Raw genomic sequence first — 13993 nt, forward strand, 5'->3', positions numbered from 1 at the left:
TCTGAATGAAAACCGATATATGAAGAATATAACTAAAGACTTGATTTTAAAAGTTATTAAAGAATCTGATTCTACTTTAAAATCATCACACAATAAACTTTGTCTTCCAATTATCAATCGAATTTTCAAAAAAATGACAAATGGAATAAAGTTCGATGACATTAAGGTATGTGACGGTTTAATTATTGATGGTCATCATCGTTATATAAGTTCACTACTAGCTAATTTCAAACTTAACGAAGTTAAATCGTCCAAAACGAGCGCAACTATTGAGTACGAATGGGAAACTATAGAGTTTATTGAAGAAGAATGGGATACAATGGAAAAAATTAAGCGTCTAAATGAATTGGATGCTGAATTCAATAATATCTCAATTGCACAAATAATCGAAATGACAAAATAAATTCAGTAAATTTGTAATATGTTATTATACTTAGACATAGACGGAGTAATGGTTCCTGCGAACTCTTGGCGAAGACCCGAAATATTAGAAGATGATTTTCCCGAGTTTAGTTTGAAGGCAATTAAATCGCTTGATAGAATTATTTCTAATTCAAGTGCGGATATTGTATTGACTACTTCTCACAAACATAAGTACACATTGAATGAATGGAAAGATATTTTTAAACTTAGAAATATCAATACGAATAAAATAACTAGACTTCCAGAAAATACAGCCCATTTGAATAGAAAGGATGAATTAATTATCTGGTTTAATTCTAAACATATAAATGATAAATTTATAATCATAGACGATGATAAATCTTTAAATGCATTGCCAAAATTTTTAAAGGATAGATTGATATTAACAAGTGGTTCCGTTGGTTTAACCGAGCGTTTAGCAGATGAAGCTATAGAGAAGATTGAAAAGTTGAACCATGAATTTGCTAAATAGAAAGCATTGCATATAATTCATAAAAAATAATTGCGACCTTGGTGTAAAATCAAAGTCGCTTTTTATTTAATGACTAGAAAACTGAATATACTTCACTTAACAGTTCGCATTTAAAAGTCTGACGATAACCCAATTTTGAATCTTAAATTAAAAACTATGACAACCCTATACCACAACCCACGCTGTAGCAAATCCCGTCAAGCCCTTCATCTTTTGGAAGAAGAAGGCGAAACCATAGAAATAATAAGATATCTTGAAAATCCGCCAACACACCTAGAGCTAAAACAGGTTATTGAATTGCTAGGAATTAAGCCAATTGAGCTCGTTCGCACGCAAGAAACCGAATGGAAAGAAAACTACAAAGGCAAAGAACTTACGGACAATCAGATTATAGACGCAATGATTGAAAATCCAAAACTCATTGAACGCCCCATCGCCATAAAAGGAACCCACGCCGTAATTGGCAGACCAACAGAAAAAGTCCTTGAAATTTTATAATTCCAACGCTTTACTTTAACAGAATCTTGGCATTTGTCAATTAAACCAAAGGTATTTTCGTAGGTCAAAATACTTAAAAGATTTAATGAAGTTTACATTCTCCCTCCTGCTCTTGTTTACCACAACATTTCTGATGGCACAAAACCCTGAAAAAAAACAAGTTACCGTAAAAGGAATCATTCTTGAAGAAGGCACCAACTATCCGCTGGAATACTCAACGGTTTCATTCATCAATAAACAAGGAAAAACCATTACGGGAGGTATTACCGATACTGAAGGAAATTTCAGCATTGAAGTTCCTGCTGGCGTTTATACTGTTAAATATGAGTTTATTTCCTATAAAGCCAAAGAAGTTCCAAACCAAAACTTAACGAAAAACACAACGCTTCCAACTATAAAATTAGCGTTGGATGCTGCCAGCTTGGACGAAGTTGTAGTTCGTGCCGAAACCACTGAAGTACAAATAAGGCTCGATAAAAAAATATACAATATTGGTAAAGATCTAACCGCAGGTGGAGCCACAGTTAGTGATGCACTTAACAACGTACCTTCCGTAACAGTAGATGTGGATGGAACAATCGCCCTTCGTGGTAATGAAAACGTAAAAATTCTAATCAACGGGAAACCTTCTGCCATTGCAGGTTTTGGATCTACTGATGCGCTTCGCCAACTTCCCGCAGATGCTATTGAACGTGTAGAAGTAATCACCTCGCCTTCAGCCCGTTATGATGCTGAAGGAACTGCTGGTATTTTAAACATAATTCTTAAAAAAGAAAAGACTTTGGGTGTTAATGGATCATTAACCTCAACCATTGGCGTTCCATTAAATAGTAGTGTTTCGGGAAATATAAATGTTAGGACAGATAAATTCAATATTTTCAATACCACGGGACTTAGTTATAGAACTGGGCCCGGAAAGGCCTTTTTCAACAACAACTATCTTCCGCGAACTATTATAGATACTATAACTGGCACCACTACAACCGTTGAACCCAAATTTGACCAAATTATTGAAAACAGAAAATACGATCGTCTCAATCAAAACTTCAATACTAATTTAGGGATTGAATATTATTTAACAAAAAAATCTTCGCTTACGGCAAGTGGTTTTCTTCGATTGGGTAATGACGAAGACGTAACCACAAACGATACTCAAAATTTCAAGAATAACGACTTAAAGGAAAGCACCAAAAGGATTGAAAACCAAACGGAAGATGATACCAGTTATCAGTTTTCATTGAATTACGTTAATAATTTCAACGATAAAGGTCATAAACTTACTGCAGATCTTCAATATGACCGCGATAAAGAAACGCAGCGCTCTATAATTGATGACCGAAGAATATTTCCAGATTTAGAAATCCTTCCTGCCGAAGATATTACAAGTAAAGAAAACCAAACCGAATACCTTGCCCAAGCAGATTATGTTTTGCCTATTGGCGAAAACGCTCAATTTGAAGCAGGTTATAGAGGTAATTTTGAAACAAAGAGTACAGATTATTCTTTATCTAACGAAATAGGAACTTCTGGAATTTTTGTTCGTAATGATAGTATTTCCAACGTGTTTACGCACACTGAAAACGTAAACGCCGTGTATTCGCAGTATGGAAATAAATTCGGAAAGTTTTCATTTCTTTTGGGGCTTAGACTTGAAAACACACAACTTAAAGGAAAGGTAGATGCTGAAAATATTTCTGAAAACCCTCCTTTCGATTTAAATTTTGATAGGAACTATACTGGGCTTTTCCCAACTTTGAATTTTACTTTTGAATTAAAACAAAATGAAAATATCACGCTCGGTTACAACAGACGTATCAACAGACCAAGAAGCTGGTTTATTAATCCCTTCCCTTCCCGCTCTAGTGAAACAAATATTTTTCAAGGAAACCCTTCTCTAGAACCAGCTTATGCAAGTGCTTTCGATTTGGGATATTTAAAGCGTTGGAAAAAACTTACGCTGTCCTCTTCCATTTATTACCAACACGAAACCGATGGCTTTGAGCGCGTTCAGGAAGAAACGGGTCAATTTACGAGTAATGGAGTTTCAATCATTAGAACTTTACCTATCAATCTAGCTACCAACGACCGTTATGGTTTTGAATTGGGCTTGCTTTACAATCCATACAAATGGCTTACACTTAATGGAAGTTTCAACTATTTCAAGTTTAAAACCGAAGGATTTTATAACAATATAGATTACGGGACAGAAAACAACAGTTATTTCGGAAGATTCAGCAGCAAAGTGAAATTGCCTGCAAAAATTGATTGGCAAACCAATGCGTTTTACAGAGGCCCTTCAAACAACTCCCAAACCGAAAGCGACGGTATCCTTTCAGTAGATATGGCAATTAGCAAAGATATTATTGATGATAACGGTACGCTTGCACTTAATGTTAGCGATCTATTAAATTCTCGAAAAAGAAACAGTCTTACAACCACAAACACTTTTACAAGTGAAAGTGAATTTCAATGGAGAAAACGTCAAATTAACCTAACTTTTACGTACCGTTTCAACCAAAAGAAACAGCGTCAGCGTCCGCAAAAAGGTGGTGGCGATGATGAAGGAGGATTTGAAGGGTAAGATTCTTAACAACAGAGCATAAAAAAAGGGAACCAATTTGGTTCCCTTTTTTATTTAAAATATATTTTGAAAAATTATTTCAGTTGTTTATTTTTCTTTGCTTCACGCTTCATTTTCCAGCTTTCGTATAGTGAGCCACCAATCCAATAAGGTAGAATGCTTACTAAGAATATCATTAACCAAAATCCGATGGTTATTACTGTCATAATCGCGATAAATCCTAAATATTGTTCAAAAGTAAACATGATGTGGCTTTTTTAAATTGATGGTTCAAAGATAAAAGGATTTTTTGATAATAGACAATAAATTTATCTGATTTATTCACAACAAATAAACAGTCGTGCGGGTTGAACAACTTTTTGCTTTTCATTACCTTTGCCTTTTAACTCCAAAGCTTTAGTTTAGGGGTTTAATTAATTCATAATAAATCCTTTCACAATGCAATATAGAATAGAAAAAGATACCATGGGCGAGGTAAAAGTACCTGCCGACAAACTATGGGGCGCACAAACAGAGCGTTCTTTTGAAAATTTTAAAATCGGTCCAAAAGCTTCTATGCCGCTGGAAATAATCTACGGTTTTGCGTATCTTAAAAAAGCCGCAGCATATACAAACTGTGAACTCGGCGTTCTTTCCGAAGAAAAAAGAGACTTTATTGCAAAAGTGTGTGACGAAATTTTAGAAGGAAAACACGACGATCAATTTCCACTCGTGATCTGGCAAACCGGAAGCGGCACACAAAGTAACATGAATGTGAATGAAGTGATTGCCAACCGGGCCCACCAACTTGCTGGAAAAACAATTGGCGAAGGCGACAAAACCCTTCAACCAAATGATGATGTTAACAAATCACAGTCTTCAAACGATACTTTCCCAACGGGAATGCACATTGCAGCTTATAAAAAACTGATTGAAAACACAATTCCCGGAGTTGAACAACTTCAAAAAACACTTTCAAAAAAAGCGGAGGAATATAAAAGTGTGGTAAAAATTGGCCGAACTCATTTTATGGACGCTACTCCCCTAACTCTTGGGCAGGAATTTAGTGGTTATGCGGCGCAACTTCAACACGGAATAAAAGCACTTAAAAACACACTTCCACATTTGGCAGAACTCGCTTTGGGCGGAACTGCCGTTGGAACAGGTTTGAATACGCCAAAAGGCTACGACGTAAAAGTTGCAGAATACATTGCAAAATTCACAGACTTGCCTTTTATAACAGCAAAAAATAAGTTTGAAGCTCTTGCCGCACACGATGCTTTTGTTGAAAGTCACGGTGCCTTAAAGCAATTGGCTGTTTCATTAAACAAAATAGCCAATGATGTACGAATGCTTGCCAGCGGACCAAGAAGCGGAATTGGCGAAATAAACATTCCGGCAAATGAGCCAGGCTCCTCAATTATGCCCGGAAAAGTAAACCCAACGCAATGTGAAGCCTTAACAATGGTAAGTGCGCAAGTAATCGGAAACGATATGGCAATCGCCGTTGGTGGAATGCAAGGACAATTTGAATTGAACGTTTTTAAACCAGTTATGGCTGCTAATTTTCTTCAATCTGCGCAATTGATTGGTGATGCTTGTGTTTCTTTTGATGTGCATTGCGCTCAAGGAATTGAGCCAAATTACGAAGTAATCAAAAAGCAATTGAACAACAGTTTGATGCTAGTTACCGCGCTTAACCCAAAAATCGGTTATTATAAAGCTGCTGAAATTGCAAACACAGCCCATAAAAATGGAACTACTTTAAAAGAAGAAGCAGTAAACCTAGGTTATGTAACTGCGGAAGAGTTTGATGAGTGGGTGAAACCCGAGGATATGGTCTAAAGGATTTTCCAATTGTAGATTGAAAATTTATTTGACCACGAATTCACGAATTATTATTTAAAAATATTCGTGAATTCGTGGTTATTTTTTAAACTTCAGCAGCAACTTTCATTTCAGAATTATCGTTTTTCGGTAATAGAACTTGCAATAATAATGCAATTCCCATAACGATAGCGCAGCCTACAACGTTCAACCATAAATAAGGCATAAGGTCAATATACCAAAAATAGATAATGACTACTTGGGTGATTAAAGCCGCAATAAAAACAGCTTTACTACGAACGTATTTGATAAAGAATGCGAGTAGAAAAATGCCTAAAACATTTCCGTAGAAAATAGAACCGATAATATTTACAAGCTGAATAAGGTTATCAAATAAATGTGCTGAACAAGCCACTACTATTGCGATAATTCCCCATAAAAGTGTAAAGCCGCGCGAAGCCGCTACATAATGTTTTTCGCGCTTTCCGGGTACGTTTCGTTTGTAAAGATCAATACTGGTTGTGCTTCCCAAAGCATTCAGTTCTGAAGCTGTGGAAGACATTGCCGCGCTTAAAATTACGGCCAAAAGCAAACCTATCAAACCACGTGGAAGATTGGTTAAAATGAAGTGAATAAAAACGTAATCCTTATCGTTTGTTTCAGCATTGGGATTCGCTTTTTTTATTAGTGAAACCGATTGTTCTCGCAATTTATCTTCGGAAGCGTTTAAGGTTTTTATTTCTTTAACATAGGTTTGTTTCTCCAGCTCAGTTTCAGCTCTTGAATAATCTATTTGAGTGGCCGCCAATTGTTTGTCTAGAGCTTCTTTTTTTACTTCCAAAGCTTTGTATTCACCAGCATACTCAGAACTTTGAACATCTTTTACTGCGGAAGGATTAAAGTGAAGCGGAGAACTATTGAATTGATAAAAAACGAAAACCATGATTCCCACCAACAATATGAAGAACTGCATTGGTACTTTTAACAAGCCGTTCATTATTAAACCCATTTGACTTTGCTTCACACTTCTTCCGGAAAGATAGCGTTGTACCTGACTTTGGTCTGTTCCGAAATAGGAGAGCGCCAAAAAAGTTCCACCGATGATTCCGCTCCAAAAAGTATAGCGGTTATCAAAATCGAAAGAAAAATCTAAGATATCCATTTTGCCGTTGGCACCAGCAATTTCAAGGGCTTTCGTGAAAGTAATATCGAGCGGCAAATAATTTAGAATTAAAAGAAAGGCAATTAGCATTCCAAAGAAAATAACAGCCATTTGCTGCTTTTGGGTAACGCTCACGGCCTTCGTGCCACCACTTACTGTATAAATAATTACGAGTACACCGATGATGATATTCAAATAAATCAAATTCCAACCCAATACTGCTGAAAGTATGATGGATGGTGCGAAAATCGTAATTCCACAAGCCAATCCACGTTGAATTAAAAATAGAATCGCAGTTAATGTTCTTGTTTTTTTATCGAAACGAGTTTCAAGGTATTCGTAGGCTGTATAAACCTTTAGTTTGTGGTAGATAGGAATAAAAACCAAGCAGATTATCACCATTGCAATTGGCAATCCGAAATAAAACTGGACAAAGCCCATCCCATCGTGAAATGCTTGTCCTGGCGTTGAAAGGAAAGTAATTGCACTGGCTTGCGTTGCCATAACACTTAGCCCAATCGTCCACCAATGTGCCGTGTTACCACCTTTTAAATAATCGCCCACATCTTTTTGTTGACGCGATTTCCACGTACCGTAAAGCACGATAAAAAGCAGCGTCCCAATTAAAACAATCCAGTCAATCTGCTGCATTTAGGCGTAGTTTTGCATTATTAAATAAAACACATAGATATAGGCCGCATTAATCACTAAGACTAGTGTGAAGCTTTTTTTCCAAACGAATTTTTGGGGAGCGTTTTTCATTTATATTTTTTCCATTTCGGTCTCAAATTCAGAATAAGTTAAGATATTGGTTTTTCCTATTTCTTTGAGCAATAATAGGTCATTATCGCCAGTAATTAGATAATCTGCTTTGCCATCAACAGCTAAATTCAATAGAAAATTATCCTTTTCGTCACGACAAATTTTTAAATTAGAAGTTGGTTTTATTTGAATACCGTATACTTTAAAAACAGCAAACAAAATATTTACATCTTCTAATGAAAAGAATTTTTTGAAATGTGGTCTACGAGAAACATCCCAAAATTCCGATATGGATTGGGTGGAAAAAAGTATGATTATATCGTTGGAAATAATAAGCTTTTTAAGAGTTTGATACTTTTTGGTTATTAAAAAACTTATCCATAAGTTGGTATCAACGATTATTTTCTTGCTCATATCTCGCTTTTCTCACTATTTCCACTTCCTCCGTGATTTCTTCGAGTGTAGGAACGTTTTCGGAATTACTTTGCAATCGCTTCAGAAGTTCTAAAAATTCCTTTTTAGAATCATCAATTTCAATCAAATCATTATCCACCATTTCCTTTAAAAGCCTTTTCGCTTTCGGATTTAAAATTTTGACGCTCAATATTTCCATAATCCTTTTATTTAATCTTTAAAAATACGAAAATCCAATCCGTTTAACAACTTATTTTCCCACAGAAAGCATATTCGCAAACAACCTATAAGCTCCTGAAACGCCAGCTGGAAGTTCACGGAAAAAGCTCAATCCCGTATAAATATAATACCCTCTTCCGTATTTGGCTACTAGAAGTGATCCTTTTGTTTGCGATTCACCCTTGTCTTTCATTCCAAGGATTGGCGTAAACTCCTTTGCCCATTCATCTGGAAAGTATAATCCGCGTTCCTGCACCCAACCTTCAAAATCTTTTTGAGTGATTTTGTTTGGTGTATTTAAAAGTGGATTTTCTGGAGCGAGAAATTTGATTTCTGAAAATTCATCGGTTACGCGGTCGCGGGATAGTTTTAGGTCGTAAGGCGCAAGATTCTCAGTAATCAATCCTCGGCTTGTATTGTACTGAACAATCATTGTTCCGCCGTTTTCAACATATTTATTCAGAATTGGTTGCACAAACGCAAGTTCGGGAACTGTATTGTATGCGCGGATTCCAACAACAATAGCATCAAAATTCTTAAGATTTTCTTCTGAAATATTTGAAGGCTCAATAGTGGTTACTATATAACCAATTTGCTTCAAACTTTCGGGAATTGCATCTCCAGCGCCGTTTATATAACCAATATTTTGTCCTTTTTTCTGAATATCAATCTTCGCCACTTTTGCTTCCGAAGGCAACAAAACACTTTGATATGGAATGTGCTCGTAATCTATTACAACCAATTCTTTATCAAAAACTTTTCCTTCAGCGCTTACAATTGCCTTTAAATATCCCTCGCTTTGTCCGCTTGGTGGCGTAACCGTAAAGTTGAAGGTTTTCGTCTCACCGTTTCTTTCAAGTTGAAACGCTTGTTGCGCAGGTTCAACCTTCCAGCCTTGGGGATGTTGCAGACTCACATTTCCAAAAATAGTGTCTTTTCCAGCGCGGACAATTACTGAAACAGTTTCAGCATCATTACTAGCGAAAATTAAAACTTTTTCTGCGATGGAAGCCGTAACTTCAGGGAGCACTTCCAACGGGCGGTAAACTTCGCCTTTTACGGGATCGTTGAATTTATAAATTATGCTTTTTGTGAAAGGAATTGTGGTGTTTTCAAATTGAAGTTCGAAAACCAATTGCTCTAACGGCGGGGTTTCAGGAAGGCCTATCAGTTCTTCTTGCGCAACGTACATTCCAACGGTTCCTTTTTCATTCAACCAATAAGGCGAAGAATATTTTGGATCGTGAGTTCCTGAATTAACTGTAATTTCTAGTTTTTCAGCTTTATTAAAAGGAAGTGTTGCAGCTTCATTCCAAAGAATTTTACCGTCAGAATTTTTAACCGATTTTAAAACAACATCTGCTTTTCCACGGTTTATGGCTTCAATATTTACTTTGAAATTTTCGTTTGGATTGATTGAATTTGCTTCGGAAGCCGCTTCAATAAAGATTCCGCCACAATCTAAAATAAGTTGATCTAGTTGTTTCAGTTTTATATTTCGCCAGTGTTCATCCTTCAAATTTGAAACTAAAGAATAGGCTTTCAACAACTGTGGAAGCATTTCAGAAGGATTTTTATAGTTGAAATTTTCTTCCAACGGATTCAAAATCGCTCCAATTGCACTTCCGCCATCAAGCCTTGACCACTTGGTGTTTATGCCTTCAAATAGATTGTTGTCTGAAGGTTTACTTCCTTCTAGCAATTCCAGATACTCAGTTTCGGTGCCGCGGGAACCTGTGCTGCCAAAACCTTGCGATTTGTGCATACTTCGACTAAGTGAAGCAATTTCGCCATTTGATAAACCAAGCTCAGGAAAATAATTTCCAGTTTCAACCGAAACTAGGTTTGATTTGTTCGCTTTTTCAAATTTTTCTTGACTTCCGTAAAACCACCATGAAGTATTAAAAAAAAGTCGTTGTGGTTTCCAAACGCCGTATTCTTCAGCAGATTTTGGAAATTTTGAAGCATTATTGACCAAATCAAAAGCTTCAACACTCAACATTGCTGAAGCAGTGTGATGACCGTGAGTGCTACCAGGACTGCGATGATCAAAGCGGTTTACGATAACATCTGGTTTAAATTTTCGAATGGTTCTAACCACATCACTTAAAACATCGTCACGATTCCAAAAAGTAAATGTTTCATCTGGATTTTTGCTGTAACCAAAATCATTGGCACGGGTAAAAAACTGCTGACCGCCGTCTGTTCTGCGAGCTGCAAGCAATTCCTGAGTGCGAATTACACCCAAAAGTTCTCGTAGTTCTGGACCAACTAAGTTTTGTCCGCCATCGCCACGAGTGAGTGAAAGATAGGCGGTATTTGCGTGAACATCGTTTACCAAATAGGAAATGAGCCGCGTATTTTCATCATCAGGATGGGCGGCAATATAAAGGGCAGAACCTACAAAATTTAGCTTTTGAAGGTTGTGGAAAATTTCTGAAGTTGACGATTTTTGAGGAGTTTGTGCGGTGGCTGCTATTGTAAAAAATAAAAATAGTAGCCTTAAAAGAATTGATTTTTGCATAAAATTAGTGCTGATTTATTCGAAAGTCTTCAAAGGTACTTATTTGTGAAAATTAATCGTGCGTTAGTTTTTCCTTATTTTTATCAAGCTCGTGCTGCTGTTCATAAAATTCTTCAGGTTTAATAATGCTCACGCCTTTTTGAAGCATCATACTATTTGGATAGGTAATAATCTCGTTTGTTGTGGTGTGAAGAATAATGTGAAAGGTTTTTATGTCTTCAATAATACCTTCACAAGGCATTTCTTTATCGTGAATTTTAATGTAATCACCTATTTTGTATGGAAAGGTGAAAAACATAATCACGCCGCTCGTAATGTTGCTTAAAATGGACCATTGTGCAAAAAATGCAATTCCAATTACAGCAAAAACGGAGGACATTACAACGCCCAAATTCCTGAAATCAACACCCCAAATTAATATAAAGCCGAAAACTAGTAGAAAAAAGATTGCAAAATTTACATGTTTCATAATCAAACCCGTACGATGTTCCAGTCGTTCTATTTTTTTTGCGAAGTTTCGAACCGTTCGCTTCAGAATTAATCGAAGTAACATTAAAACCAGAACTAGAATCGTAGATTCAATCAATTCTGGGTAAAATTCTTTAAGATTTATCATAAATATTATTATAATTCCAACGAATCTCGAAGGTGTTTAAATTCATTTTGATTTTTACTCCAGTAATCAATCCGCATTCTTTTAAGCCGTATTGCGGTTGTTTTCAATCGTAATGTGTCGTTTTGGTTGCTGGCGTTTACTTCTTCCCACTTTTCAATTTCATAAGGAAAATTGCTGTGGAAGTAAAGTGTCAATTGGCGCTGCAAATCAGGGTAAATTAAGGTATAACTAGAGATGGAATCACCCTGTTTTAAAGCTGCTGAAGCATTGTATTCCTTAGTTTCTTTATGCTTTAGCCGTAAATATTCAAATGAAGGAATAACCATTACATCACCAGTGGGTAATTCTTCTGGATTGATGCGCACAAGATTCCAAAGTTCGTTTTCCAGCCATGCTTTAGGCAGTGAAAGTTTTTGGTCCGCTTCACCTTCAAAATAGGAGTGACTTTCAATTTCGAAATTGTCACGATTATTGAGCTGCATATATACTTGTCCGCACCATTCCTGCACACTATTGCTCACTTTTATCGCGTGACTCGTATTTGAAATTGGGCTGAAAGTACTAGTCATTATAGAATACGGATAAATACCAGTATTGAATTTCTTCATCTGATTCAGCTTTAAAACTGAACTATTTTTTTCTGAAGTATTGTTTGCTTTTACCTGTGCATCTGGCAGAAAATTTTCAGAAACAAAAATGTTAACGGCTGTTCCTTCGCGGATTTCACCGTAGCGTTCTTGCATTAAGTTATACGAAGTAATTTCTGCAGTACCGTTGAACCAATAAGCTTTAAATTCTTCTGAAATATTTCTAGAAGTTACAGTTACTAGCTCAGAAGTTTCTTTTTTAGTTGAAACTTTTGAAGAATCACTTTTTTCTTCGGAAGAATTACAGCCGATTAATAAGATTAGAAAAACAAAAAGGGGAAAAGTCTTGAAACCGTTCATTTAGAAAGAATTTTGCTCAAAAATACCACAAATTCAACGGTTGGCAATCTCGGTTAACGTTTTATAAACAAGTCTCGTTGGCAATCCCATCACATTGAAATAACATCCTTCAATTTTTTCGATTCCGATGTAACCAATCCACTCTTGAATACCGTAGCTTCCAGCTTTGTCAAATGGTTTGTAGTTTTTTAAGTAATAATCAATCTCTTCGTCAGAAAGCGGTTTAAACCAAACTTTAGTAACATCGTTCACTGTTTTCTGAAAGTCTTTTGAAGTAAAACAGACCGAAGTAATAACCTCGTGCATTTGTCCACTCAAGTTTTGAAGCATCTTCTCAGCTTCTTCAAAATCTTTAGGCTTTCCAAGGGCTTTTTCGTCTTTCCAAACTATGGTATCGCTAGTTATAAGGATATCATTTTCATTCAAATCAACGAAAACTGATGCTTTAAGTTGAGAAAGATAATCAGTTATTTTCGAGTGAGTTAAATTTGTATCGTAAATTTCGTTAACCTCTTTTACTTGAATTGTATAACCCAAATCCAGTTCCTTAAAAAAAGCTTGTCTTCTCGGAGAAGCAGAAGCGAGAATGATATTGTAATTTTTTAATTTTTCGCGAAGCATATCTAATAAATTGTAATTAAATAAAGTGGAATGGAGCATATTCCCAAAAACATTATGATTTTCAAAAGCATGGAAAGTAATTTGTATTGTTTCGGTGTTTCGGCGTCCCAAGCTTTTACACAAAAATAGAGTAGTGGCGCAACAATGGCAAAAAGAAAATAAAGCATTAAAATTTGCTGATTGTACAGAAATTCATACATATAAATCACAATACCCAAAATCATTATTACAGCTAAAGTGAAAACAATCTTCATAGTTCTTTTTCTTCCCAATGCAATGGCTAGCGTATTCATTCCGCCTTTTTTATCGCCGTTTATGTCTTGTAAATCCTTAACTATTTCTCTGATAAAATTTATAGAAAACGCGAATAGTGCATAGTACAACACAATTTTGAAAACCGCAGATTGTACAGCTTGATTTTCCAAGGTAATTGCTGGCAGCAAATCAAAAAGCGGGACTATTATTAGGCTCATCGCCACCAAACCAGAAACCAAAAGATTACCGACTAAAAACATGCCTTTTAAATAGGAAGCATACAAATAAAGCAACGCAGAAAAAACGACGAACAAAGCCGAAAAACCTGACTTTCCGATGCTATTTGAAAGATAAAATCCAATTGCGACTCCAACTACATTCAGAATTATATACAAGGGATTCGCATTGCTTTCTGAAACCTTTTTGCCTATTAAAACTTTCGTTGGTTTGTTGATTTTATCAATTTCAACGTCGTAAATATCGTTGATAATATTTCCTGCTGCAGCGATGCAAAGCGTTGCTATAACAAGCAATGTGAAACTGAAAGTATTTAAAGTAGAGTCAACGCCAAAAGCTGGAAAAAGTCCGTATTTTATAAAAATTTGGACCAGAGTTATAAACAGTAGGTTTTGGTAGCGGATGAGGTTGAGGTAGTTCAAGGTTTAAAATTCAAGATTCAACCCTTCGACTGCG

The 13993-nt window shown here is 36.0% G+C and carries 14 protein-coding genes; 5 read left to right on the forward strand and 9 right to left on the reverse strand.

Annotated elements, in window-relative coordinates; genetic code table 11:
• Positions 1–19 precede the first annotated feature (19 nt).
• From AEQSU_RS14700 to AEQSU_RS14715, 4 genes are all read left to right on the forward strand, one after another.
• A complete protein-coding gene (locus tag AEQSU_RS14700) occupies positions 20–403 on the forward strand; it encodes a hypothetical protein (protein WP_042492115.1) in 384 nt (127 codons plus the stop codon).
• Between the two features lie 18 nt (positions 404–421).
• Complete coding sequence (locus AEQSU_RS14705; protein WP_014783661.1) at positions 422–895, forward strand: HAD domain-containing protein; 474 nt, start codon at positions 422–424, stop codon at positions 893–895.
• A 156-nt stretch (positions 896–1051) separates the two neighbouring features.
• Positions 1052–1393 carry an arsenate reductase (glutaredoxin) gene (gene arsC / locus AEQSU_RS14710; protein WP_014783662.1) on the forward strand — a complete coding sequence of 114 codons (342 nt, stop codon included), beginning with the start codon at positions 1052–1054 and terminating at the stop codon, positions 1391–1393.
• An 85-nt stretch (positions 1394–1478) separates the two neighbouring features.
• Positions 1479–3974, forward strand: a complete 2496-nt coding sequence (locus tag AEQSU_RS14715) for a TonB-dependent receptor (RefSeq protein WP_014783663.1) — start codon at positions 1479–1481, stop codon at positions 3972–3974.
• A gap of 74 nt (positions 3975–4048) precedes the next feature.
• Here the strand turns inward: AEQSU_RS14715 and AEQSU_RS16800 are convergent, their stop codons facing one another.
• Positions 4049–4219: a hypothetical protein gene (locus tag AEQSU_RS16800; protein WP_014783664.1), complete on the reverse strand. Its 171-nt coding sequence runs from the start codon at positions 4217–4219 to the stop codon at positions 4049–4051.
• A gap of 193 nt (positions 4220–4412) precedes the next feature.
• On the opposite strand from AEQSU_RS16800, the gene fumC reads away from it, so the two are divergent.
• Complete coding sequence (fumC, locus tag AEQSU_RS14725) at positions 4413–5798, forward strand: class II fumarate hydratase (protein ID WP_014783665.1); 1386 nt, start codon at positions 4413–4415, stop codon at positions 5796–5798.
• An 88-nt stretch (positions 5799–5886) separates the two neighbouring features.
• Here fumC and AEQSU_RS14730 read toward each other — a convergent pair whose 3' ends face one another.
• The 8 genes from AEQSU_RS14730 to AEQSU_RS14765 all read right to left on the reverse strand — a co-directional run bounded on the left by AEQSU_RS14730 (position 5887) and on the right by AEQSU_RS14765 (position 13959).
• Positions 5887–7593 (reverse strand): sodium:solute symporter family protein, encoded by a 1707-nt coding sequence (locus AEQSU_RS14730; RefSeq protein ID WP_014783666.1) that lies wholly within the window; start codon positions 7591–7593, stop codon positions 5887–5889.
• 111 nt (positions 7594–7704) lie between these two features.
• Positions 7705–8118 carry a putative toxin-antitoxin system toxin component, PIN family gene (locus tag AEQSU_RS14735; protein ID WP_014783668.1) on the reverse strand — a complete coding sequence of 138 codons (414 nt, stop codon included), beginning with the start codon at positions 8116–8118 and terminating at the stop codon, positions 7705–7707.
• On the reverse strand, positions 8096–8317 hold the full coding sequence (locus AEQSU_RS14740) for a hypothetical protein (protein WP_014783669.1): 222 nt from the start codon (positions 8315–8317) through the stop codon (positions 8096–8098). Before AEQSU_RS14740 ends, AEQSU_RS14735 begins: the two co-directional genes overlap by 23 nt.
• A gap of 51 nt (positions 8318–8368) precedes the next feature.
• Complete coding sequence (locus tag AEQSU_RS14745) at positions 8369–10861, reverse strand: PIG-L family deacetylase (protein ID WP_014783670.1); 2493 nt, start codon at positions 10859–10861, stop codon at positions 8369–8371.
• A 52-nt stretch (positions 10862–10913) separates the two neighbouring features.
• A complete protein-coding gene (locus tag AEQSU_RS14750; protein WP_014783671.1) occupies positions 10914–11477 on the reverse strand; it encodes a mechanosensitive ion channel domain-containing protein in 564 nt (187 codons plus the stop codon).
• A gap of 8 nt (positions 11478–11485) precedes the next feature.
• Complete coding sequence (locus AEQSU_RS14755; RefSeq protein ID WP_014783672.1) at positions 11486–12424, reverse strand: hypothetical protein; 939 nt, start codon at positions 12422–12424, stop codon at positions 11486–11488.
• A 33-nt stretch (positions 12425–12457) separates the two neighbouring features.
• Positions 12458–13045 carry a Maf family nucleotide pyrophosphatase gene (locus tag AEQSU_RS14760; RefSeq protein ID WP_042492567.1) on the reverse strand — a complete coding sequence of 196 codons (588 nt, stop codon included), beginning with the start codon at positions 13043–13045 and terminating at the stop codon, positions 12458–12460.
• 2 nt (positions 13046–13047) lie between these two features.
• Positions 13048–13959: a geranylgeranylglycerol-phosphate geranylgeranyltransferase gene (locus AEQSU_RS14765; protein ID WP_014783674.1), complete on the reverse strand. Its 912-nt coding sequence runs from the start codon at positions 13957–13959 to the stop codon at positions 13048–13050.
• Positions 13960–13993 lie beyond the last annotated feature (34 nt).

Source organism: Aequorivita sublithincola DSM 14238, from assembly GCF_000265385.1.
GTDB classification, from domain to species: domain Bacteria; phylum Bacteroidota; class Bacteroidia; order Flavobacteriales; family Flavobacteriaceae; genus Aequorivita; species Aequorivita sublithincola.

Coding starts and splice junctions, on each gene's coding strand:
- AEQSU_RS14700 (WP_042492115.1), top strand. CDS start 20: ATGAAGAATATAACTAAAGACTTGATTTTAAAAGTTATTAAAGAATCT.
- AEQSU_RS14760 (WP_042492567.1), bottom strand. CDS start 13,045: ATGCTTCGCGAAAAATTAAAAAATTACAATATCATTCTCGCTTCTGCT.
- fumC (WP_014783665.1), top strand. CDS start 4,413: ATGCAATATAGAATAGAAAAAGATACCATGGGCGAGGTAAAAGTACCT.
- arsC (WP_014783662.1), top strand. CDS start 1,052: ATGACAACCCTATACCACAACCCACGCTGTAGCAAATCCCGTCAAGCC.
- AEQSU_RS14740 (WP_014783669.1), bottom strand. CDS start 8,317: ATGGAAATATTGAGCGTCAAAATTTTAAATCCGAAAGCGAAAAGGCTT.
- AEQSU_RS14715 (WP_014783663.1), top strand. CDS start 1,479: ATGAAGTTTACATTCTCCCTCCTGCTCTTGTTTACCACAACATTTCTG.
- AEQSU_RS14735 (WP_014783668.1), bottom strand. CDS start 8,118: ATGAGCAAGAAAATAATCGTTGATACCAACTTATGGATAAGTTTTTTA.
- AEQSU_RS16800 (WP_014783664.1), bottom strand. CDS start 4,219: ATGTTTACTTTTGAACAATATTTAGGATTTATCGCGATTATGACAGTA.
- AEQSU_RS14730 (WP_014783666.1), bottom strand. CDS start 7,593: ATGCAGCAGATTGACTGGATTGTTTTAATTGGGACGCTGCTTTTTATC.
- AEQSU_RS14745 (WP_014783670.1), bottom strand. CDS start 10,861: ATGCAAAAATCAATTCTTTTAAGGCTACTATTTTTATTTTTTACAATA.
- AEQSU_RS14705 (WP_014783661.1), top strand. CDS start 422: ATGTTATTATACTTAGACATAGACGGAGTAATGGTTCCTGCGAACTCT.
- AEQSU_RS14750 (WP_014783671.1), bottom strand. CDS start 11,477: ATGATAAATCTTAAAGAATTTTACCCAGAATTGATTGAATCTACGATT.
- AEQSU_RS14755 (WP_014783672.1), bottom strand. CDS start 12,424: ATGAACGGTTTCAAGACTTTTCCCCTTTTTGTTTTTCTAATCTTATTA.